This is a genomic window from Pectobacterium betavasculorum (genome assembly GCF_000749845.1).
Taxonomy (GTDB): Bacteria; Pseudomonadota; Gammaproteobacteria; order Enterobacterales; family Enterobacteriaceae; genus Pectobacterium; species Pectobacterium betavasculorum.
Window position 1 is genome coordinate 33,702 of record NZ_JQHM01000012.1, and the last position, 23,540, is coordinate 57,241.

General features: G+C 51.5%; 20 protein-coding genes. 10 read left to right on the top strand and 10 right to left on the bottom strand.

The genetic code is table 11. The features are described from left to right. Positions 1-58: 58 nt before the first annotated feature. Together KP22_RS17190 and metE are read right to left on the bottom strand one after the other, a co-directional pair. A complete protein-coding gene (locus KP22_RS17190) occupies positions 59-1,720 on the bottom strand; it encodes a methyl-accepting chemotaxis protein (protein WP_039307292.1) in 1,662 nt (553 codons plus the stop codon). A gap of 654 nt (positions 1,721-2,374) precedes the next feature. Further along, positions 2,375-4,639, bottom strand: a complete 2,265-nt coding sequence (gene metE, locus KP22_RS17195) for a 5-methyltetrahydropteroyltriglutamate--homocysteine S-methyltransferase (protein WP_039325389.1) — start codon at positions 4,637-4,639, stop codon at positions 2,375-2,377. 104 nt (positions 4,640-4,743) lie between these two features. Here metE and metR point away from each other — a divergent pair, with 104 nt between their 5' ends. Further along, positions 4,744-5,679, top strand: coding sequence for an HTH-type transcriptional regulator MetR (gene metR, locus KP22_RS17200; protein ID WP_039307296.1), 936 nt, complete (start codon positions 4,744-4,746; stop codon positions 5,677-5,679). Here metR and KP22_RS17205 read toward each other — a convergent pair. The 6 genes from KP22_RS17205 to KP22_RS17230 form a co-directional block, all read right to left on the bottom strand. After that, entirely contained in the window at positions 5,585-6,484 is a 900-nt protein-coding gene (locus KP22_RS17205; RefSeq protein ID WP_039325392.1) for a carboxylate/amino acid/amine transporter, read from the bottom strand. The genes metR and KP22_RS17205 overlap by 95 nt on opposite strands. Positions 6,485-6,716: 232 nt before the next feature. Next, the gene (gene pagP, locus KP22_RS17210; RefSeq protein ID WP_039325394.1) at positions 6,717-7,370 is read right to left on the bottom strand and encodes a lipid IV(A) palmitoyltransferase PagP; all 654 of its coding nucleotides are present in this window, start codon (positions 7,368-7,370) and stop codon (positions 6,717-6,719) included. Positions 7,371-7,772: 402 nt separating this feature from the next. Continuing rightward, a complete protein-coding gene (gene cysE, locus KP22_RS17215; protein WP_039307300.1) occupies positions 7,773-8,594 on the bottom strand; it encodes a serine O-acetyltransferase in 822 nt (273 codons plus the stop codon). A gap of 243 nt (positions 8,595-8,837) precedes the next feature. Continuing rightward, positions 8,838-9,875: an NAD(P)H-dependent glycerol-3-phosphate dehydrogenase gene (gene gpsA / locus KP22_RS17220; protein ID WP_039325396.1), complete on the bottom strand. Its 1,038-nt coding sequence runs from the start codon at positions 9,873-9,875 to the stop codon at positions 8,838-8,840. After that, a complete protein-coding gene (gene secB / locus KP22_RS17225; protein WP_014913761.1) occupies positions 9,875-10,345 on the bottom strand; it encodes a protein-export chaperone SecB in 471 nt (156 codons plus the stop codon). The genes gpsA and secB overlap by 1 nt, the downstream gene beginning before the upstream one ends. A 222-nt stretch (positions 10,346-10,567) precedes the next feature. After that, a complete protein-coding gene (locus KP22_RS17230; RefSeq protein ID WP_039307305.1) occupies positions 10,568-10,999 on the bottom strand; it encodes a rhodanese-like domain-containing protein in 432 nt (143 codons plus the stop codon). A 245-nt stretch (positions 11,000-11,244) separates the two neighbouring features. On the opposite strand from KP22_RS17230, the gene envC reads away from it, so the two are divergent. Next, the gene (gene envC, locus KP22_RS17235) at positions 11,245-12,546 is read left to right on the top strand and encodes a murein hydrolase activator EnvC (RefSeq protein ID WP_039325397.1); all 1,302 of its coding nucleotides are present in this window, start codon (positions 11,245-11,247) and stop codon (positions 12,544-12,546) included. Between the two features lie 2 nt (positions 12,547-12,548). Next, on the top strand, positions 12,549-13,496 hold the full coding sequence (locus tag KP22_RS17240; protein ID WP_039325398.1) for a divergent polysaccharide deacetylase family protein: 948 nt from the start codon (positions 12,549-12,551) through the stop codon (positions 13,494-13,496). Between the two features lie 38 nt (positions 13,497-13,534). On the opposite strand, the gene tdh is transcribed toward KP22_RS17240, so the two are convergent. Together tdh and KP22_RS17250 are read right to left on the bottom strand one after the other, a co-directional pair. Continuing rightward, complete coding sequence (tdh, locus tag KP22_RS17245) at positions 13,535-14,566, bottom strand: L-threonine 3-dehydrogenase (RefSeq protein ID WP_039325399.1); 1,032 nt, start codon at positions 14,564-14,566, stop codon at positions 13,535-13,537. 10 nt (positions 14,567-14,576) lie between these two features. Then, the gene (locus KP22_RS17250) at positions 14,577-15,773 is read right to left on the bottom strand and encodes a glycine C-acetyltransferase (RefSeq protein ID WP_039307313.1); all 1,197 of its coding nucleotides are present in this window, start codon (positions 15,771-15,773) and stop codon (positions 14,577-14,579) included. Between the two features lie 243 nt (positions 15,774-16,016). Here KP22_RS17250 and rfaD point away from each other — a divergent pair, with 243 nt between their 5' ends. The 7 genes from rfaD to rfaP all read left to right on the top strand — a co-directional run bounded on the left by rfaD (position 16,017) and on the right by rfaP (position 23,524). Continuing rightward, entirely contained in the window at positions 16,017-16,949 is a 933-nt protein-coding gene (gene rfaD, locus KP22_RS17255; RefSeq protein ID WP_039307316.1) for an ADP-glyceromanno-heptose 6-epimerase, read from the top strand. A 23-nt stretch (positions 16,950-16,972) separates the two neighbouring features. After that, positions 16,973-18,076, top strand: a complete 1,104-nt coding sequence (gene rfaF, locus KP22_RS17260; RefSeq protein ID WP_039325400.1) for an ADP-heptose--LPS heptosyltransferase RfaF — start codon at positions 16,973-16,975, stop codon at positions 18,074-18,076. Further along, positions 18,073-19,056: a lipopolysaccharide heptosyltransferase RfaC gene (rfaC, locus tag KP22_RS17265; protein WP_039325401.1), complete on the top strand. Its 984-nt coding sequence runs from the start codon at positions 18,073-18,075 to the stop codon at positions 19,054-19,056. Before rfaF ends, rfaC begins: the two co-directional genes overlap by 4 nt. Positions 19,057-19,082: 26 nt before the next feature. Beyond that, complete coding sequence (locus KP22_RS17270; RefSeq protein WP_231566890.1) at positions 19,083-20,351, top strand: O-antigen ligase family protein; 1,269 nt, start codon at positions 19,083-19,085, stop codon at positions 20,349-20,351. 184 nt (positions 20,352-20,535) lie between these two features. Then, positions 20,536-21,609, top strand: a complete 1,074-nt coding sequence (gene rfaQ, locus KP22_RS17275) for a lipopolysaccharide core heptosyltransferase RfaQ (RefSeq protein ID WP_039325402.1) — start codon at positions 20,536-20,538, stop codon at positions 21,607-21,609. Next, positions 21,606-22,727, top strand: coding sequence for a glycosyltransferase family 4 protein (locus KP22_RS17280; protein ID WP_039325403.1), 1,122 nt, complete (start codon positions 21,606-21,608; stop codon positions 22,725-22,727). The genes rfaQ and KP22_RS17280 overlap by 4 nt, the downstream gene beginning before the upstream one ends. Continuing rightward, positions 22,724-23,524 carry a lipopolysaccharide core heptose(I) kinase RfaP gene (gene rfaP, locus KP22_RS17285; protein ID WP_039325405.1) on the top strand — a complete coding sequence of 267 codons (801 nt, stop codon included), beginning with the start codon at positions 22,724-22,726 and terminating at the stop codon, positions 23,522-23,524. Before KP22_RS17280 ends, rfaP begins: the two co-directional genes overlap by 4 nt. Positions 23,525-23,540: the final 16 nt, after the last annotated feature.

Genomic DNA, 23,540 nt, shown 5'->3' on the forward strand with positions numbered 1-23,540 from the left:
ATCTAAAACGCCACCGAACAATGGTGGCGTTTGTGTTTCACCCTTTTACAGAGCCGGCTTAGAACGTCGTCCAGTCACCGTCATTGCCCTTATTTTTCGCCGCCGCAGGTGCTAAAGACAGCGTTGGCGTGCGCGTTGGTGATGATGCGTAAGAAGCGGTTTTGCCGTTGCCATACGACAACAGCTTAAATGTGCTCACCGCTTCCGCCAGAACGGAGGCCTGTGCTTGCAGGGAAAGTGCCGCAGAGGCCGACTCTTCAACCAGAGCCGCATTCTGCTGGGTCGTGGTATCAATCTGCCCAACTGCCAGATTCATCTGGTTAATCCCATCGCTCTGTTCACGGCTAGCCTGCGAGATTTCGCTGATGATCTCATTCACATCGCGCACATAGCCCGTTAATCCGCCCATCGTTTCTTCAGCGGTATCCACCAGCGACATGCCTTCCTGAATTTTGCTCACAGAGTCGTCTATCAAATCCTTAATCTCACGCGCGGCGGTCGCACTGCGCTGTGCCAGAGAGCGGACTTCCCCTGCCACCACCGCAAAACCACGCCCTTGCTCGCCCGCACGCGCCGCTTCAACCGCCGCATTGAGCGCCAGAATATTGGTCTGGAACGCAATACCATCAATCACACCAATAATCTCCGCCATGCGCTGGGATGAATCCCGAATGCCGCGCATTTTCTGCGTTACGGAAACCATGACGTCGCCACTTTGCTTCGCAGCACCAGAGGCTTTATTCGCAATGTCTGTTGCCTGCTGCGTATTTTCCGCCGTGTTTTTAATGGTGGAAGTCAGCTGTTCCATTGAAGCCGCCGTTTCTTCCAGCGAGCTGGCCTGCTCTTCGGTGCGGGCGGATAAATCCTGGTTACCCGCCGCAATCTGCGACGCCGCCGTCGAGATCGTTTCCGCCCCGTCGCGCACCTGACCCACAATGGTGCTCAGGCTGGCGTTCATGTGATCCAACGATCGCAGCAGCAGCCCGGTTTCGTCCTTGCTGGTAACCTCAATCTGGGAAGTCAGGTCGCCCTGAGCCACCTTGTCCGCCATTTGCAGAGCCTGCTGTATCGGTTGGGTGACGCTGCGCGTAATCGACCAGGCGATCAGCGCGCCAAGCACGGCGCCCAGCGCCAGAATAAGCAGCAGAATCATGCGGGTATTGTTATACACCTCCGTCATGGTATCGACGGATGCCGACATCAGATCGTCCTGATAGTCCACCAGCGTTGTTACCATATCGCGGTAGCGGATCTGAATGTCATTCATATGGTTATTGAATTCATCGATCGCCGCGTCCCGGTTTCCCGCCATAACCTCGCTGATAACCTTCTCGCCGGACTTCAGAAATTCGGCGCGAATAGCGTGGAGCTGGCGGAGCTGCTCGGCAGAGCGCGCGTCTGTTGTTGTACTTCCCAGCTTATCCAGAAGGATGCCGATCTCCTTACCAAGCTCCCCAATGCGACTCATTAGTTCCTGAGTTTGCTGCCGGTCCGATACCAGCATCAGCCGCTGGTAGATAAGTACGCTGGCGTTGACTCTATCGATCAGGCCGTTGGCATCCACCGTTTGCGGATAGACCTCCTGCACAATATCTCTGGCCCCGTCCTGAAAACCGGATAGCTTAGACAGGGAAAAAATGCTCACGGTAAACAACATCAAAATCAGAATGGCAAACCCGCCACCTAACCGATAGCCAATACGCCAGTTAGATAAATTCATGCCTCACTCCTTTTAGGTAATGTATAACAATGTCAAGCGCGCACAGACGTGGCTTGATGAAACAGCAGGGCGGAGAGTTGCCAGCCACCGGAAGAAAAGGCCTTTCATCCTGATGCGGCAGAGATACCATGAGACAGGCGTTTATTACGCGCGCTCTCGGTACGAGAGGCGCGATCAAGTCAAATAGTTTCCCTCAGGTGTTGAGGTGAAAAAGTAGAAATAAACCAAACAGTGGTATAAATACGATTGATAAGACCTCAGAGACTGTATCAAGGCGAAATGTGACTTCCCTCTCCGTATTCATGCATCCGTAGCCGCTCCTGTGTTATGTACTCTATCGGCATCCTACCCCTTACCTTTATGTCTTGATCGTTTAAATCATTCAAAAATAAAAAATAAATAGCCAATAACTATCAAATAGTTATTTTCGATCGGAAAAAACATGCAAACATCTACAACAAATTAACGAAAATAACGCTTCCATTACATGGGGCGCGACGGCCAGCGCTATTTCATGTGCAAAAAAGAAGGGAGGATGTTCCGATCGGACGAAGGCGGGTTTGCGGCGGCCGCCCGCTATCGTAGCCAGGCCATTGCTGAACGCAAAAAAATCGGGGAGGCCCTCGCCTCCCCGATCAAATCAGAGGTAAAACATTACTGGGCTTCACGCAGACGCTGCGCTGCCTGAACCATATTCGCCAAGGCCTGACGCGTTTCCGGCCAGCCACGTGTTTTCAGGCCACAGTCCGGGTTCACCCACAGGCGTTCAGCGGGAATACGCTGCGCGGCTTTTTTCAGCAGGGCTTCCATCCATTCCACGCTCGGTACGTTCGGGGAGTGGATATCATAAACGCCTGGACCGATTTCATTCGGGTATTCGAACTCTTCAAACGACTCCAGCAGCTCCATATCGGAGCGAGAGGTTTCAATCGTAATCACGTCTGCATCCAGCGCGGCGATAGAACCCATGATGTCGTTAAACTCGCAATAACACATGTGGGTATGGATTTGCGTATCGTCTTTCGCCACAGCGGCATTCAGACGGAAGGCATCCACTGCCCAGGCCAGATAAGCATCCCAATCCGAGCGGTGCAGCGGTAGACCTTCACGCAGCGCCGGTTCGTCAATCTGGATGATACCAATGCCTGCGGCTTCCAAATCAGCGACTTCATCACGCAGCGCCAGCGCAATCTGCTTCGCGATGGTTTCACGTGTGACGTCTTCACGCGGGAAAGACCAGCACAGGATGGTTACCGGCCCCGTCAGCATGCCTTTCATCGGCTTGTCAGTCAGAGACTGTGCGTATTTCGCCCACTCAACGGTGATTGCTTCCGGGCGACTCACATCACCAATGATGACCGGCGGCTTCACACAGCGGGAACCGTAGCTCTGCACCCAACCGTTCTGGGTAAAGACAAAGCCATCCAGATGCTCACCAAAGTATTCCACCATGTCGTTACGTTCAGCTTCACCGTGTACCAGTACGTCCAGCCCCAGGCTTTCCTGCTCAACCACGGCTTGCTTGATGTGCTCGGCAATACCGGTACGGTAGTGATTACCGTCCAAACGACCCTGTTTGAAATCCAGACGCAGGCCGCGAATTTCGGTGGTTTGTGGGAAAGAGCCAATTGTAGTCGTCGGCCATGCTGGCAGATTAAAGCGCTCGCGTTGAGCATCGGCACGCACTGAATATACGTTCTGGCGCTGACTGTCCTGTGCGGTGATGGCCGCCAGACGCTGCGCAACGGCGGCGTTATTCACACGGGTAGAGGTACGGCGAGCACGAATCGGCGCGCTGTAGGCTTCCAGTGCCTGACCATTGCCGCTGTTCAGTGCCTGAGACAGCAGAGACAGCTCCGCACATTTCTGAATCGCAAAGGCAAACCAGCTCTTCACTTCATCATCCAGGCGTACTTCCACGCTCAGATCGATAGGGCTGTGCAGCAATGAGCATGAACTTCCCAACCACAGATCGCGCGTCCCAACCAACGGTTGCAGACGCTCGAACCAACTGCTCAGATCAGCACGCCACACGTTACGACCATTAATCACCCCCAGAGACAGCACCCAGTTAGCTGGCAGTTGGGCGTTCAGCGTAGCAGCGTCATCCTTACCGTGAACCAAGTCGATATGCAGCCCCTGAACCGGTAGCGCTTTGATCGTTGCCAGATTCTGGCTAACGCTATCGAAATAGGTCGTCAGCAACAATTTCACCTGACCTTGCAGTGCATCGTAAGCGGGTTTAAACGCGGCCAGCCACTCTTGCGGTAATTCCAGCGCTAGTGCAGGTTCATCGATCTGCACCCACTCAATATCACGCTTCGCCAACTCAGCCAGCACCTGCTGGTAAACCGGCAGAATGTCCTGCAACAGCGACAGACGGTCAAACTGATCGCCTTTCACTTTGCCCAGCCACAGATAGGTAACCGGGCCTAACAGGACAGGTTTAATTTTATGACCCAGCGCCAGCGCTTCATCGACTTCATCCAGCAGTTGTGTCCAGGTCAGCTTGAACTGCTGCCCTTTGGTGAATTCCGGCACCATATAGTGATAGTTCGTGTTAAACCACTTGGTCATTTCTGCCGCTGCGGCAGGTTGGCCAGTTGGCGCGCGCCCACGACCAATACGGAACAGCGTGTCCAGATCGACCGAGCCGTCTTCATTCTGATGACGTGCAGGTACGTTACCCAGCAGCAGACTCGTCGTCAGCACATGGTCGTACCAGGCGAAATCACCCACTGGCAGCAGCTCAACGCCAGCATCCTTCTGTTGTTGCCAATGACGTGCACGCAGCTCACGTCCAACGGCCAGCAACTCTTCCTGTGTCGCGTTACCTGCCCAATAGCTTTCCTGCGCTTTTTTCAGTTCACGGCGTAGTCCAACGCGCGGAAAACCCAGTGTGTGATTCACAATCGCCATCGTTAATTCCTCATTTAGCCGTCCAGATGTTTACACATCCATAATCCGCAGGTACTGTAGTAAGCACAAGCGCAATTTTTTCACTGTCACTGTGAAGGACTCTCATGATCGAATTTAAACACCTGCGAACGCTGCAAGCACTGCGCAATACCGGATCGTTAGCCGCTGCTGCCGCTGCACTTCACCAAACCCAATCGGCGTTATCCCACCAGTTTAGCGATCTGGAACAGCGCCTTGGGTTCAGGCTATTCGTGCGTAAAAGCCAGCCGCTACGCTTTACGCCTCAGGGAGAAATTCTGTTGCAGTTGGCAGAGCAGGTGCTACCGCAAATCCAGCAGGCGTTGCAGACGTGCCATGAACCGCACCAAACTACGCTGCGTCTGGCCATTGAGTGTCACAGCTGTATTCAGTGGCTAACGCCTGCGTTGGACGAATTTCACCAACACTGGCCACAAGTGGTGATGGATTTTAAATCGGGTGTAACGTTCGATCCGCAGCCTGCACTCCAGCAAGGCGAATTGGATCTGGTTATGACTTCCGACATCATGCCGCGCAGTGGCCTACACTATTCGCCTCTGTTTGATTTTGAAGTCAGGCTGGTGCTGGCTCCCGAGCACCCACTGGCAAAAAAAGAAAAAATCGAACCGGAAGATTTCAGCACCGAGACCTTAATGATCTATCCGGTACAGCGGCAGAGGCTGGACGTCTGGCGTCACTTTCTACAGCCAGCGGGCGTCAGCCCTGCGCTGAAAAGCGTGGATAATACGCTGCTGTTAATTCAGATGGTTGCCGCCCGCATGGGCATCGCCGCATTACCGCACTGGGTGGTGGAAAGTTTTGAACGCCAGGGGCTGATTGTGACCAAATCGCTGGGTGATGGGCTTTGGAGCCGGTTGTACGCCGCCGTCCGCGACGGAGAGCAGCGCCAACCGGTGATTGATGCATTTACTCGTTCGGCGCGTCAGCACGCTTGTGATCATTTGCCGTTCGTAAAGGACGCTTCACGACCCAATGCTGGTGTACCCACAGCGAGGACGTAATGATCGTCGTCCCCACGATAAAGCTCAGCCAGTCTGGCGTTTTGTGCCAGATGGCGAAGTTGACCAGTAAACCGGCTGGCACGTGGAAATTATTCATTATGCTGAGCGTTCCGGCATCCACCTGGGTTGCGCCGTAGTTCCACATAAAATAACCAAGACCAGAAGCGCCAATCCCCAGCCAGACCAATACGCCCCACTGCAAGGTTGTGGTGGGTAATTTATCCATATTGCCGAAAAGCAGCCATGCGGCTATCGTCACGATCGCAGCCCCCAGATAAAACCAGGAAAATGCACAGTGCTGCGGCACAGGATGAATCTCCATCAAACGCTTATAGCCCACCTGACCTGCTGCAAAACATACATTAGCCACTTGCACCAGCAGGAATCCCCACCAAAAGTGCTCACTCACGCCGTGATAGTGGATCACTGCCGCTCCGAATACCGCCAGCAGCGCACTCATCGCGTAACCCCAGCGCAGACGCTGCCGGGCAAGCAAATCGTAAATCAGCGTGACGTACAGCGGCGTCATCACCGTGAAGAGTAAAAACTCAGGTACGGTCAGGTACAGGTAAGCCTGAAACACGAACAGGTACATAATACCCAGTTGGCAAGCACCCACTAACATATACAGGAAAATAACGCGCGCCGCGTAGCCCCGCCAACGTAAGAACGGCAAAAACACCACGGACGCCGCTGTCAGACGGAACATAGCAGAAAACCAGCTATCAACCTGACCCGCCAGATATTCTCCAATCAGGCTGAATGAAAATGCCCACAAAATAGTGGTGATAATAAGTAATGGCACGACAGCATCCACTGAGAAAAAAGTAGCGCCATTGTAGCGGAGATGGCTGAATGAATTTCAGTCAATTTGGTTTACATTGGGTTAAATAATGGACAGGCAGAAAATAAACAATGGAGAGATGTGGCGTGAAATAACCTTTACCGAGATAGTTTTGCGCCATTAAATATATTCTATTACAGGAGAAACAGAGCCTCTTTTTTTGTAAAATAAAAGACGCTCTGTGACCTAAGAATTAAATCTGCCATCTAAACCAGGCAAAGAAAACATTACCGTTATTGTATGTTCCAGGGATGTAGGTCGCCTGGAAAGAGAGCTTGCTATAGCTTATTGATGCCAAAGGCAACAAGACGGGAATGGGAATATAGTTCCAGTTATCACGCATCGTGACACCCGCCGTAAAACCTAGCCCCAGTTGAAAATCCTGATCGCTGGTTGGTCGCCAACGTTTTTCATAGCCGTAACCACCGATAGGCTCCCATTTGTTATAGGAGTCTTTGAACGCCATGATATAAAGCCCGTGCCAATCCCCATCCTTATCCAAACGGGAAACACCGTAACCCGCGCCCCACGGCCTTTCATTATATCTGTCCGTCTTTTCTTTATCGTACGTCCATCGATTATGCCAAGTGATAGCCGGGATATAAATATCGTGGGTCTGCGGCGAAGTCCAGGTAGTCGACAGATTGTTTTTACTTCTCTGCCACCAACTTTCGTCATGCTGATCCGACGCCGAATCATTGGCATCAGCCGCAGCGTGTGCGAGATCTGCTGTGCTACTCGTATTATTTGTCCCTACATTATTTATGCTTTCTGCTGCGTAGCTCAAAAAAGGAACAACGGGTAGTGTAATCAAACTTAACGTGATTAAAATTCGCTTCAAATACATATAAGGTTCTCTGTAACAGCGTCACGATTCCATTCAAACAAAAGTGATCCGAAAAACTATTTTGTAGTTACCAAAATATATAGCTCAGCTTGTGTAATCTGCCTATATAAACGGGAAACCAAGGCTGCCTATTATGAAGGGATAAACAGCAACTTTGGCTAAATAGATGGTGATTTGCGAGATGCTTTCAGACGTTTCTTAGCCGAAAACAAAAAACCACCTTATTTGTCGGTGGTTTATGCCCGTCATACTTCAAGTTGCATGTGCGTTGGCTGCGCTACTCGGCCCATTGGGGTCGCTGCAAGCAGCGTTCAAATCTGCCTATGGCAGATTTGTCACTCACCCGAATCACTTACCTGATCAATCTCAGATTGAATAGCGCGAGTCTCTGACGCAGCAGGATCAGATGCCATCCCCGTATTCAAAGCCGCGATTGATGCCGTTGAAATACTGATCCATATCCATCGCGGGCTTGTCGCTTTCCGGGCGACCGACAATACGAGCAGGAACACCTGCCGCCGTTGTGTGTGGAGGAACAGATTGCAATACGACAGAACCTGCGCCAATTTTCGCGCCACATCCAACTTCAATATTACCTAGAATCTTAGCGCCTGCGCCAATCATCACGCCTTCACGAATTTTAGGGTGACGATCGCCACTGGTTTTACCCGTACCGCCAAGCGTAACGGATTGCAGAATGGATACGTCATTTTCAACCACGGCTGTTTCGCCGATCACAATACCTGTTGCGTGATCGAGCATGATCCCACAACCGATTCTCGCCGCCGGGTGAATATCGACACCGAAAGAAACCGAGATCTGATTCTGAAAATAGACAGCCAATGCTTTACGATCCTGCGACCAAAGCCAGTGACCAATGCGGTAAGCCTGCAATGCATGAAACCCTTTCAGGTAGAGCAGAGGCGTAGAGTATTTATCCACCGCAGGATCGCGCAGGCAGACGGCCTGAATATCACGCGCGGCGGACACAATCATCAGCGGATCGGCGTGGTAGGCTTCTTCGAGCACCTCACGAATGGCGATCGCAGGCATAATCGAATTGGCTAACTTATTCGCCAACATGTAGCTCAGTGCGCTACACAAATTCTCGTGCTTCAGCAATGTGGCATGAAAAAAGCTGGCCAACATCGGTTCACAGTCCGCGAGACTGCGCGCTTCTGCTTTGATATTGGTCCAGACCAGTTCCAGTTCTTCTGTCGACATTGCCTTACTCTCCGAGAGACTACACACCACAACATATCTGTTCCAAACGACAGGCTTATTAGCACCACCGCTCATGTACAAGAAAATGAAGATACTATGAGCCTCCAGGATTAGGAAGCCCAGCATATACTCGTCATACTTCAAGTTTCATGTGCGTTGGCTACGATACTTGGCACATATGCGTGTGCCTCGCCCCGCTGGGGCCGCTGCAAGTAGCGTTCAAATCTGCCAAAGGCAGGTTTGTCACTCACCCAAGTACTTACCTGAATTGGCAGTTTCGTCTTTACGCGTGCGCCCTAACAGGCTTAACGCCGCTTCTCGGGCGTCTTTCCCACAATACAGAACCTGCCAGAGTTGCTCAGTTATCGGCATTTCAACGCCGTAGCGCTGCGCTAATGCCAGAACCTCTTTCGTATTGCGGTACCCTTCAACAACCTGACCAATACTATCCTGCGCACTCTGTACGTCCATTCCTTGCCCCAGCATCATGCCAAAGCGTCGATTGCGGGACTGATTGTCAGTACAGGTCAGCACCAGGTCGCCAAGTCCAGCCATTCCCATGAAGGTAGTAGGATCCGCACCTAGCGCCGCGCCTAGCCGAGTCATTTCAGCCAGCCCACGGGTGATCAGTGCAGTACGTGCATTAGCACCAAACCCAATGCCGTCAGACATCCCAGCACCGATCGCAATGACGTTTTTCACCGCGCCGCCCAACTGCACGCCGATAAAATCCGGGTTGCTGTAAACACGGAAGCTCTTGCCGCAATGCAGTAGCCGTTGCAGATCGTCAGCAAATTCACTGTCCGTTGCTGCAAGAGCAATAGCAGTCGGCATACCCGCGGCTAATTCTTTGGCAAATGTCGGGCCGGATACCACCGCAAGCGGGATGGTTTCACCCAGCGCCTCGCGTGCGACATCTTGCAGCAGACGTCCGGTTTCCGCTTCTAGTCCTTTAGTCGCCCACACGATACGCGCATCAGCACGCAAGTGAGGTTTCAACTGACGTAGAACATCACCGAATACATGGCTAGGCACCACAACCAACACGTCTCTGCTGGCAGCGAGCGCCTGCGCCAGATTCGTTTCCAGTTGGAGTGAATCGGGGAAAGGCACATCCGGCAGGAATGCCTGATTACAGCGAGCGGTCTGTAATGCCTGAATGTGAGTAGGGTTGTGACCCCACAGCACAACTCGATGGCCATTACGCGCCAGCGTAATGGCTAATGCGGTGCCGTATGAACCGGCACCGATGACGGTCATAGAAGCGTCGGACGCGTTCATCAGGCATCCTGATGTTGCGCAGCGCCTTCACCTTCGGTCTGCTGCTGAAGGTAATTCATGAAAAGCGCATCAAAGTTAACCGGTGCCAGGTTCAGTTGCGGGAAGGTACCGCGAGAAACCAGGCTAGTGATGCACTCGCGCGCGTAAGGGAACAGAATGTTCGGGCAGTATGCGCCCAGACAGTGTGCCAGTTGAGTCCCTTCGATACCGCCAACGGTAAAGATACCGCCTTGCTGAACTTCACACAGAAATGCAGTTTCTTCACCCAGAGAAGCCGTTACGGTCACACGCAGTACGACTTCATAGATGTCATCAGCCAGTTGGCTAGAGGCCGTATCCAGATCCAGTTTTACTTCCGGCTGCCATTCCTGCTGGAACACCTGAGGCGCATTAGGCGCTTCAAAAGAGATATCTTTGGTGTAGATACGCTGAATTTGGAAAGCCATTTCTGTGTTGTTTTGTTCAGACATGTTAAGTAGTACCCTTTTGTTAGATTTTCTTGACGTCTTCCGTCGTCATGAGTAGGCGGACGTCAGCACATTTCTGTCATTGTCGTACTGCAATCACTGTAGTACTTACAATCAATTTAGTACTGCAATCAGCCTGTCGGTTATCCTGCGAAATCGTTGCCATTTCGCGGCGTGTGACTTATTGCACATGGCACGATGCGGATAGTTTTACCACAAACCGTTTTATTTGCCGCGGACTAAAGGCAGATTCTCACCGCTCCAGCCAGCCAGGCCGTCTTTCAGTACCTGCACACGCTCAAAACCCGCTTTGTGCAAATTATCGGCCGCTTCGCGTGAAGAGAGGCCGTTGGCGCATACCACGATAATCGGCTGCGACTTATGTTTTTCAAGTTCACCTACGCTGCCGTTTTTAATGTCGATCGGCAACAGGTTAAATGCGTTGGCAATATGGCCACGGCGATAGTCATCACGGTTACGAATATCAACGACGACAGCATCTTCTTTATTAATCAGTCGGATCGCTTCACCACGAACCACTTCTTTCACGTTCGACAGTTTACTCTTCACAGTAAGTACAATTACCGCAACCAACAGCGCAACCCAGGCGATACTCAAAATAGGGTGCTTGCTAACGAATGGCATAATCTCTTGCATGGGGTGTAACGGCTCCCGGATCAGTTAAGCAACAAAAATATAAGGTTCCTGAGTATACCTGCGCGATACCGCAATTACAGCCAGTAAGCCAACATAGCGTATCGAATCTGCGGCGCGCTTTCCATTTATCTCTATATTGATACGCATAGAGACGCGCCTTTGTGCCATGCTTGTCACGTCTGGAAATAGAAATCAGACAAGAGACAACTGGTAAGCCGCTGTTCATCGTGGAATAATTTATCGATATGAGTAAAAACGCGTTATTTGTACAGAGTCGAGTGGTATGTAGCGCAGATCGCCAGTTATCCGCATTACAAAGGCTGCTCACCCGCTGCGCCAGCGCGCTCTGCGTTGGCGTTTTGCTGTTGCCCGCGATCGGCCAGGCGGAAGATAATCAGGCACAGTTGAAGACCCTGCAACAAGATATCGCCGCGAAAGAAAAAAGCGTTCAAGCGCAACAAAAGCAGCGCAGTACATTAGTCCAGCAGTTGAAGAAGCAGGAGCAGTCCATCTCTCAGGCCAGTCGTCAACTGCATGAAACGCGCAATACGCTGTCCACGCTAAATAAAGAATTAGCCAGCCTCAGCGCCTCTATCGCAAAACTGCAATCTCAGCAGGATAAGCAACAAACACTCCTTTCCCGCCAGCTTGATGCCGCCTTCCGACAAGGTGAGCACAGCGCACTACAACTCATGCTGAGCGGAGAAGAAAGCCAGCGTAACGAGCGCATCCTCGCCTACTTCGGCTATCTGAATGAAGCACGACAGAAATCCATCAACGAGTTGCAGCAAACTCGCATAGAACTGGCAAATCAGCGGCGTCAGTTAGAACAAAAACAGACGCAGCAAAAAACGCTGTTAAGTGACCAGCAGCAGCAACAGCAAACACTGGAACAGGCGCAGTCAGCGCGGAAGAAAACGCTGTCGACGCTGGAAAGCTCGCTGGAAAAAGATCAGCAGCAGTTAACGGAACTGCGCCAGAATGAAACCCGATTGCGCGATCAGATCGCCCGTGCCGAGCGAGAAGCGAAAGCCCGTGCGGAACGGGAAGCTCGCGAGGCCGCCAAGGTTCGAGCCAAAGAAGAGCAGGCCAAACGCAGCGGCAGCAGTTATAAACCCACCGAAGGTGAACGTTCATTGATGGCGCGCACAGGCGGTTTAGGGCGACCGTCTGGTCAAGCTATCTGGCCGGTTAATGGCCGTATCGAGCACCGTTTCGGCGAACCACTACAGGGTGAGCTACGCTGGAAAGGCTTGGTGATTAACGCACCAGAAGGGACGGAAGTAAAAGCCATCGCTGACGGTACCGTACTGATGGCCGATTGGCTACAGGGTTATGGTCTGGTTGTTGTTGTGCAGCACGGTAAAGGCGATATGAGCCTGTACGGTTACAACCAGAGCGCATTGGTCTCCGTTGGCGCTCAGGTCAAAGCGGGTCAATCTATTGCACTGGTCGGTACCAGCGGCGGGCAGAGCCAGCCCGGACTGTATTTTGAAATCCGTCGCCAAGGTCAGGCGGTTAATCCACAACCTTGGCTGGGAAGATAGTCTTGTCTTATTTAACCAAAGTACCGTTATTGGCATTGAGTCTGTTCGCACTTTCTCCTTTGGCGCTGGCCGGAAAGCTTTCCATCGTCATCGATGATTTCGGCTATCGCCCACATAATGAAAACCAAATACTGGCGATGCCTACGGCAATTTCCGTCGCAGTATTACCTAACGCGCCGTACGCCCGTCAGATGGCGACCAAAGCTCATCAGCAAGGGCGAGAAGTGCTGATCCATCTTCCGATGGCGCCGATGAGCAAGCAGCCGCTGGAACGTGACACCCTACGCCCAGATATGAGCAACGACGAGATTCAGCGCATCATTCGTCAGTCGGTCAACAACGTGCCTTATGCAGTGGGGTTAAACAACCATATGGGCAGCGCGATGACCGCCAGCCTGCCCGGTATGCAAAAGGTCATGCAGGCGCTCAGCGCCTACCAACTCTACTTCCTCGATAGTATGACCATTGGCAGCAGCCAATCGAGTCAGGCCGCGGCAGGAACAGGCGTCAAAGTCATCAAACGCAAAGTCTTCCTGGATGATTCGCAAAACGAAGCCGAAATTCGTAAACAGTTTACCCGTGCGGTGCAAATCGCCCGCAATAGCGGTTCCGCTATTGCTATCGGGCATCCACATCCTTCAACCATCCGCGTCTTGCAGCAGATGCTGCCCACGCTGGATACCGATATCGTCTTAGTGCGTCCCAGCCAGTTGCTGAATGAGCCGACGCGGCAGTATGAGCCTCAGCCACAACAGCCAGCCAAGCCGCGTAATCCGTTCCGTGGCATACCGCAATGTCAGGTCAAACAGCTGCCGGAACCGGTGAAAAACGATGTGTTCTTCAATCTAGTGAGCAACAGCATTCGGGACAGTGCGCCGGTGCTGTTTATCAAGCACCGCTGGCAAACCTGGATTGCCCCTGCCGAGACGGAAACGCACAAGCAGCCGTAACTTCAGACGCGTGTTCGCACGAGTTATTCACGGCAGGGTTATGTCTCATCCCAGTTGAGAATAACCTTGCCCGACTGACCCGAGCGCATGGCATCGAACCCTTTTTGAAACTCATCGATATGAAAGCGGTGGGTGATAATCGGTGACAAATCCAGCCCGGACTGGATCAGTGCCGACATTTTGTACCAGGTTTCGAACATTTCCCGACCGTAGATACCTTTGATAAACAATCCCTTAAAAATCACCTCGCCCCAGTCAATCGACATCGGTTCATGCGGAATGCCCAGCATGGCGATACGCCCACCGTGGTTCATCGCTTTCAACATCGTGCGAAAGGCCGATGGTGCGCCCGACATCTCTAACCCAATATCAAACCCCTCAGTCATGCCCAGTTCTATTATCACGTCAGCCAGCTTTTCTTCTGCCACATTGACGGCACGCGTTGCCCCCATTTTACTGGCCAACTCCAGACGGTACGCATTCACATCGGTAATCACAACATTCCTTGCGCCAACATGGCGGCACACCGCCGCGGCCATCATGCCTATCGGCCCTGCCCCGGCAATCAACACATCTTCGCCGACTAAATCGAAGGAAAGTGCGGTATGTACGGCGTTACCGAAAGGGTCGAAGATGGCGGCCAACTCGTCAGAGATATTGTCGGGAATGCGAAATGCGTTGTAGGCAGGAATCACCAGATATTCTGCGAACGAACCGGGACGGTTTACCCCGACGCCGATGGCGTTGCGGCATAAGTGGCGTCTCCCAGCACGACAGTTGCGGCAGTAGCCACAGGTAATATGTCCCTCGCCAGAAACCCGATCGCCAATATGAAAACCGTTAACCTCCTGACCAATCGCAACAATTTCACCCACGTACTCATGCCCGACAACCATCGGAACGGGAATGGTCTTCTGTGACCATTCGTCCCAGTTATAGATATGCACATCCGTTCCGCAAATCGCGCTTTTGCGGATTTTAATCATGATGTCGTTATGCCCAAGCTCCGGCGTGGGGGCATCCATCATCCAGATACCTTCTTCCGGCCGCAGTTTTGCCAATGCTTTCATGACAGCTTCCTTAGATGATCACACCCATACGCTTACCCACACGGATAAAAGCCTCGACGGCGAATTGGATTTGCTGCGGTGTGTGAGCTGCCGACATTTGGGTACGAATACGCGCCTGACCAAGAGGAACCACAGGATAGAAAAAGCCCGCGACATAAACGCCTTCCCGCTGTAGTGCCAGCGCAAAATCCTGCGCCAACTGTGCTTCACCCAGCATCACGGGAATAATCGCGTGATCCGCCCCCGCCAGCGTGAATCCTGCGGCCATCATCTTTTCACGAAACAGACGGGCGTTTTCCCACAGCCGCTCACGCCGTTCTCCGCCATGTTCCAGTAGATCCAGCACGCTGAGTGATGCAGTGACAATGGCAGGCGCGAGCGAATTGGAAAACAGATAGGGTCGAGAGCGCTGACGCAGCCAGTCAATCACCTCACGCTTGCCCGCCGTATAGCCACCTGACGCACCACCCAACGCTTTACCTAACGTGCCAGTGATAATATCGACGCGATCCATTACCCCACAGTGTTCATGTGTTCCGCGCCCATGTTCACCGACAAATCCCACCGCATGGGAATCATCGACCATGACGAGCGCATCATAGCGGTCCGCCAGGTCGCAAACCCCCTGTAGGTCTGCAATCACGCCGTCCATAGAGAAAACACCGTCGGTGGCAATCATGATGTGCCTTGCTCCTCCGGCTCTGGCCAGTTGCAGTTGTGCTTCCAACTGGCTCATATCGTTATTGGCGTAACGATAGCGTCGTGCCTTCGATAGCCGAATTCCGTCGATGATCGAGGCGTGGTTAAGCGCATCGGAAATAATCGCATCCTCTGCGCCCATTAACGTTTCAAACAGCCCGCCATTGGCATCAAAACAGGAGGAATAGAGAATCGCGTCCTCCATTCCCAGAAAATCGGCCAGCTTACGCTCCAGCTGTTTGTGGATATCCTGTGTTCCGCAGATGAAGCGCACCGATGCCATGCCGAAGCCGTGGCTATCCAATCCAGCTTTTGCCGCGGCAATCAACTCGGGGCTGTCCGCCAGACCAAGATAATTATTGGCACAGAAATTGAGCAGACGATCGCTGTCCATTACCTCGATCTCAGCCTGCTGCGCAGAGGTGATAATACGCTCTTCCTTGAAAACTCCCTCAGTGCGGGCAGCCATGATTTGTGTAGTAAGTTGTTGATAAAAAGCGGCAGGCATAGCGTCACTCTCCCATAAAAAGATCGCTTTATGGTGTTTAAGCTAGCGGATATGGGCAAAAATGCGGGGTAAACAGTCTGAAAATGTAGGCTTCGTCACGGCCTGAATTATCTTAAAAAAACGGGTGACAATATGGGATAAATTAACCTCTGGCTGCTTGCGGCAAAATGAAATGCTATTATAGCGGTCATAAACAGTGTGGGGCGCGGTGCCTCACCGGCAAGATTAACAAAGGTCGCACCCATGATTATCGTTACTGGCGGTGCCGGTTTTATCGGCAGCAATATCGTAAAATCTCTGAATGACATCGGCTACCGGGACATTCTGGTTGTCGATAACCTGAAAGACGGTACCAAGTTCGCCAATCTGGTCGATCTGGACATCGCAGATTACGTGGATAAGGAAGATTTCATTGCCAGCATCGTTGCAGGCGACGATCTGGGCGATATTGATGCCGTATTCCATGAAGGCGCTTGCTCTTCCACCACCGAGTGGGACGGCAAATACATGATGGATAACAACTATCAGTATTCTAAAGACGTGCTGCACTACTGCCTCGATCGCAGTATTCCGTTCCTGTATGCCTCGTCTGCCGCGACCTACGGCGGTCGCAACGATAACTTCATCGAAGAACGTCAATACGAGCAGCCGCTGAACGTCTATGGTTACTCCAAGTTTCTGTTCGATCAGTACGTGCGTGAGATTCTGCCGGAAGCGGAATCGCAGATCTGCGGTTTCCGCTATTTCAACGTCTACGGACCGCGCGAAGGCCACAAAGGCAGCATGGCAAGCGTGGCGTTCCACCTGAACAACCAGATTAATCAGGGTGAAAATCCGAAACTGTTCTCCGGTAGTGAGAACTTCAAGCGTGACTTCATCTACGTCGGCGATGTCGCGGCGGTCAACCTGTGGTTCTGGCAGAACGGTGTTTCCGGCATCTTCAACTGCGGTACCGGCCGCGCCGAATCCTTCCAGGCTGTCGCCGACGCCACGCTCGCTTTCCATAAAAAAGGCAGCGTGGAATACATCGAATTCCCAGAAAAGCTAAAAGGCCGCTATCAGGCCTATACGCAGGCCGACCTCACTAACTTGCGTGCTGCGGGCTACGATAAGCCGTTCAAAACTGTCGCCGAAGGCGTGGCGGAATACATGGCCTGGCTGAACCGTACCGTTTAATCGGATAAGGATTCATAAGCGGTATGAAAATTTTGGTCATCGGCCCTTCCTGGGTCGGCGATATGATGATGTCGCACAGCCTTTATCGCACGCTAAAGGCTGAACACCCAGAAGCGGTCATTGACGTGATGGCACCAGCCTGGTGCCGTCCGCTGCTGGCACGGATGCCGGAAGTCAATCAGGCGTTAGCTATGCCGCTAGGTCACGGCGCACTTGAACTGGGGGAGCGCCGTCGTCTTGGCGTCTCGCTGCGCGATGCGGGCTATGACCGAGCATACGTGCTGCCCAACTCCTTCAAATCTGCGCTAGTGCCGTTCTTTGCCAACATTCCGCAGCGCACTGGCTGGCGTGGCGAGATGCGTTACAGGCTGCTGAATGACTTACGCGTGCTGGATAAAACCGCATTTCCGCTTATGGTTCAGCGCTACACCGCATTAGCCTATGACCGTAGCCGTATTCGTCGTGCCGAGGACTTACCGCAGCCGTTACTTTGGCCACAGTTACAGGTTAATCAGACTGAAATTGCAGCCATAACGCAGGCCTTTGATCTCAGCGATGAACGCCCCATCATCGGCTTTTGTCCCGGTGCCGAATTTGGCCCTGCCAAACGCTGGCCACATTATCACTATGCTGCATTGGCACAATCACTGATTGAGCGCGGTTACCAGATAGCGCTATTCGGTTCCGCCAATGATCGTTCGGCCTGTGACGATATCCTTCAGGGATTAACGGAAGACGCCCGACAGCACTGCGCCAATCTGGCGGGGGAAACCTCGCTGGAACAAGCCGTTGTCTTGATTGCCGCTTGCCATGCCGTTGTCAGCAATGACTCTGGGCTCATGCACGTCGCAGCGGCACTTCATCGTCCGCTTGTCGCGCTTTATGGCCCGAGCAGCCCTGACTTTACTCCGCCATTGTCTCATCAGGCTGAAGTGATTCGCCTGATTACCGGTTATCACCGGGTGCGCAAAGGGGATGCTGAACAAGGTTATCACCAGAGTTTGATCGATATTCAGCCCGAGCGCGTGCTCAGCGCACTGGATAAGTATCTCGTTCAGGAAGAAAGTCTCATTTCGAAAGGAAGCCCCGTTCTGGAAGAAAATCAGGTGCCGGGAGCGGGCGCATGAGAGTACTGATCGTGAAAACATCGTCGATGGGCGATGTGCTACATACGTTACCCGCCTTAACCGACGCAATGCAGGCTATTCCCGGTATCCAGTTCGACTGGGTCGTTGAAGAAGGTTTCGCACAAATTCCAAGCTGGCACCCCGCAGTTTCCCGGGTCATTCCGGTGGCAATTCGCCGCTGGCGCAAAAGCTGGTTCAGCACCTCAATACGTCAGGAACGTGCAGAATTTAAGCGTCAACTCCATCAATACCGCTACGATGCGGTGATTGATGCGCAGGGACTGATTAAAAGCGCGCTACTGGTTACGCGACTCGCCAACGGTAAGAAACACGGATTAGATTGCAAGAGAGCGCGTGAGCCGCTGGCGAGCTGGTTTTATAACTGCCGCCATCCGATAAGCCGTCGACAACATGCTGTCGAGCGCGTGCGCGAACTGTTTGCCGCCAGTCTGGGTTATCGGAAACCCGCCGAGCGCGGCGATTATGCCATTGCCCAGCGCTTCCTTTCTCAGCCGCCCAAAGACGCCAACCGCTATCTGGTGTTTCTCCACGCCACGACGCGTGATGAAAAACACTGGCCGGAAGGGCACTGGCGCGAGCTGATTGCGCTATTGGCATCAAGTGGACTACACATTAAGCTTCCCTGGGGAGCGGAACATGAGCACCAACGTGCATTACGATTAGCGGAAGGCTTCCCACACGTCGATGTCTTACCGCGTCTGACGTTGCAACAGGTCGCCGAGGTGCTCGTGGGTGCCAAGGCCGTTGTTTCCGTCGATACCGGGCTTAGCCATCTGACGGCGGCACTGGATCGCCCAAATATCACCTTATACGGCCCCACCGACCCTGGGTTGATTGGCGGCTATGGGATGAATCAGGTGGTGGAAATGTCTGAAAACCAGCAAATGGAGACAATTCCTGCTAGTCTCGTCCATCAAAAATTAGAGATGCTGATAGAATTACCTGCATCAGGCGAGTGATATCGCTCCCGACTGTGAACAAATACATGCTCAATGAATTAAGGTACGAACTGGGAAAAACGCCCAGTATAAGTTCGACTGTCGCGCTTACAACAATCTTCCCCGGCTGTTTACTCACATTAGCCATTATGCCATTTAGTAGCATCCTTGCCGGGTGGCTTTTTTATCTCACGGGTTCACTATCTGTCTTCTATGTGGTAACACACTTAAGAGCGGTAATGGCCGCTAAGCGGTTATTACTGATTCCGCTTTGCCTGCTGTCTATCGGCTTAACCAATCTCATTTGGTATCACCAATATTATCAACCTGATAACCCTTTCCCTTATGTGTATAACGCCTATAAAACATCTGCACATGCTGGTATTTTGGGCGCATTTATCCTGCTGACAGCCCTGCATATCTCGCAAAAAAAGCAGCAACAATCGCTCTTCTGCATCATTGGAATATGTGTGTTCACACTGGGTTATGCGTTTTACCAGTCACTGTTCAGTGGAATGCATCGTATTGGGCTGGTATTTGGCACCGCAACCAGCGCAGCCTACTTTCTCACCTTCATTGGCGCGTTAAGCGCACAGGCGCTGCTTAAGCTCGATTCGGCTTATAAGTATTACCTTTATCTGGGGCATTTTCTGTTAGTCACTATCGCTATTTTTCTAACAGAAACGCGAGCTGCTATATTCGTCTACCCTATTGTTGGTGCGACCATTTTATTGTCCGAAGTCAGGCACAATAAGCCGTTATTCATCAAAGCATTCATCGGTTCATCGGCCACTATTCTCCTGTGTTTATTCCTTTTTCAGGAAACAATTCATCAGCGTGTCAACGATCTGATTAGCGACATACACAGTTACAGCATGAATAACAGCAGGACATCGGTTGGTGCACGCATCGCGATGTACCAATCCGGTGCCGAAGCAGGAGAAGAAGCCTTGCTCGGACAATCTGCTGAACAGCGGTCAGAACGCATCATTGCACAAGCAGAACAAAAACCGAGCTTAGCTGGCGCAGTTGAATATCTGAACGTCCATCTACATAACGAAGTGATTGATGCTTTTTCTCTTAAAGGGCTATCAGGAGCGATATTGTTAATCTTGTTCTACGCATCTTTATTTTATTTTTCATTTTTTATTTTGCGTAGTCACCTCTCAGCCGCACTGCTTTTTGCCCTGATCATGTATGGACTTAGCGATGTCATTCTCTATTCACGGGACATGCTTATTACGTGGCTGATGGCTTTTTGCCTCGGTACAACGCTGACCGGAAAATGGCTAAAGAATGAGTCCTGTTATAATTAGCGCGTGGCTGAAGTATTTACCTCTGTGAGAGGGAGATGGGTTTTAGTACCATAGCGGGAAAATTGGCGCACCGACACCGATGTGTCGCCATAGGGGCAAATCAGTCAACTGGTAGCTGTCGAGCCAGGGGCGGTAGCGTGCCTGCAATAAAATAATAACCTTTTGATTACATGAAGGAAAACGAGTGAGTCAACGCATCATATCCTTTCACCGGATTCTCGTGGTAAAGCTCAGATATCATGGCGATATGCTGCTGACCACTCCGCTCATCAGTACGCTGAAAGCCAATTATCCTGACGCTAAAATCGACGTATTATTGTATCAGGATACGATGCCGATTCTCTCCGCCAATCCAGAAATACACCAGCTTTATGGGCTCAAGAGAAAGACAGCAACGTTATCAGAAAAGATCAAAGATTTCGCAGCGATACAGAAAACACTTAAGAAAAACAATTACGATCTGATCGTTAATCTTGCTGACCAGTGGCCTATTGCGTTGTTAGTTAAATCATTAGGTGGACGTAGCATTACGCTCGATCGCGGGAATAGTTTTAAAGGCAAAATATGGCGTTTATTTTTCAGTGATTGCGTCAGTCCACAAGGACTACACATCATTGAGCAAAATCGATCGATACTTTCCCCACTCGGCCTTTCTGATGCCCAGCCCAAAGATCGCATGTCGCTCTATTATGGTATGGCGGATGCTGAACACGTGTTCAGCATTGCTCCACAACTACGTGAACAGCCTTACATCGTCATCCAACCGACCGCAAGGCAGGGCTTCAAGTGCTGGGACAACGATAAATTTGCGGTCGTCATTGATTATTTGAAAGAGAAAGGGTTAGACGTTGTCCTAACCTGTGGCCCCTCTCAGGAAGATCTTCATGTTGTGCAGGATATTCACGCCCAATGCACCTATAAGCCGAATACCTTATTAGCGGGTAAAACCAGCTTTTTAGAACTGGCGGCGCTGATCGATAACGCCGCACTTTACATCGGCGTCGATTCTGCACCAATGCACATGGCCGCTGCGCTCGATACACCGCTAGTATGCTTATTTGGGCCGACAGATCATAAGAAATGGCGACCATGGTCTGACAATAGTGTCGTTCTTTGGGCCGGAGACTATGAACCGATGCCGGAAAGAAAAAATCTCAATAGAAATCAAAAATATCTTTCCTGTATCCCTGCACAAGATGTCATTCAAGCGGTAAATAGCCTATTGGCAGGTCGTTCTACAAACGAGGAAGCGCAATGAATATTGCCATCTGCCTGTATAAATATTTCCCTTTCGGCGGACTGCAACGCGACTTTTACAGTATTGCTCAGGCTTGCATAAAGCTGGGGCACCGTGTCCGCGTTTATGTCTTGTCATGGCAAGGTGAACAGCCAGATAACCTTGAGATTATTTTCGTACCCGCATCAGGTATGAGCAATAACCTACGCAATCAGCGCTATAGTGAATGGGTTCAACATCACCTCCAACAACACCCTGTCGACCGCGTGGTGGGTTTTAATAAAATGCCAGGGCTGGATTTCTACTATGCTGCCGACGTGTGTTACGCGGAAAAAGTCGAACGGGAGAAAGGTTTTTTTTATCGCCTGACACCACGATATAAGCACTATGCCGCCTTTGAAAAAGCCGTATTCAAGCGCGATAGCTCTACAAAAATGCTCATGTTAACGCAGCGCCAAATCGCGGATTTCAAAAAGCATTACGGCACACAAGACGAGCGTTTCTACATCCTACCACCGGGCATCGCCCTCGACAGAAAATACGACCGCCAAGCACCTGACGTTCGACAAACCTTTCGCCATGCACAAGGCATCAACGACAATGCCATCGTCCTGCTTCAGGTAGGTTCCGATTTTAAACGCAAGGGTGTGGAACGCAGTATTATAGCCATTGCCAACTTGCCACAGAGCTTACGTGAAAATCTGGTTTTTCTGGTGGTTGGTCAGGATAAACCAGGGTATTTCCAATCCGCGGCTGAAAAGTTGGGTATAGGTAAACAGGTGCGATTTTTCTCTGGTCGCGATGATATTCCCGGCTTTATGGCCGCAGCAGATCTGTTGATGCACCCAGCCCATCAGGAAGCGGCAGGCATTGTCTTACTTGAATCCATTGCCGCAGGATTGCCAGCGATCGTGACCGATATCTGCGGTTACGCTTTCTACATCGATAAAGCGCAGGCCGGGCGTGTTATCCCAACGCCATTCAGCCAAGACACTTTGAATACCGCCTTAAGAGAAGCGTTAAGTGAGCCGAATACCGTCTCTAGCTGGGCACAACATGCACGTCTATTTGCCGATAGCGAAGATATTTACAGCTTGCCGGAGAAAGCCGCCGCACTAATAACGGGTGAGCAGCCATGATTGAATTACACGAACCTTTCGCATCGTTATGGAAACACAAAGATCCATTTCTCGAAGTGGAAAAGCTAGACGGCGAAGTTTTCCGCGCATTGGAAAGCCGTCGGACACTACGTTTTACGCTGAAAGAACGTTCATATTTTATCAAGATACATCGCGGTACTGCGCTTAAAGAAGCGCTAAAAAATTTAGTGTCATTCAGACTGCCGGTGCTCGGCGCCGATCGGGAATGGAACGCGATCCATCGTCTGGCTGAACGGGGGGTCGATACCATGCAAGGCGTCGGCTTTGGCCAGCGCGGATTAAATCCGCTGCGCCGCCACTCCTTCATCATTACAGAAGATCTCAATCCGACGATCAGTCTGGAAGATTACAGCGCAACCTGGTTGGATAAGCCCCCGACTCTGCAAGAAAAACGCCGACTAATCTGCCGTGTAGCAGAGATGGTGCGGGACATGCACGCAGGTGGCATCAATCACCGTGATTGTTATATTTGTCATTTTTTACTGCATCTTCCTTATCAGCCAACGGATGCACAGTTTAAAATTTCAGTGATTGACCTACACCGGGCACAGCTTCGCGATCGTGTTCCTCTGCGCTGGCGGAATAAAGATCTTATCGGCCTCTATTTTTCATCGCTCGATATTGGGCTGACGAAAAACGATCTGCTGAGGTTTTTAACGATCTATTTTGATCATCAACCATTGCGTACCACACTGCGTCAGGAACAAGTGCTCTTTCACGAAGCACTTATCAAAGCAAAAAAGATTCGCGAGAGAACGGAGCGTAAGGCACTTTAACCCGAGCCCTGATTAT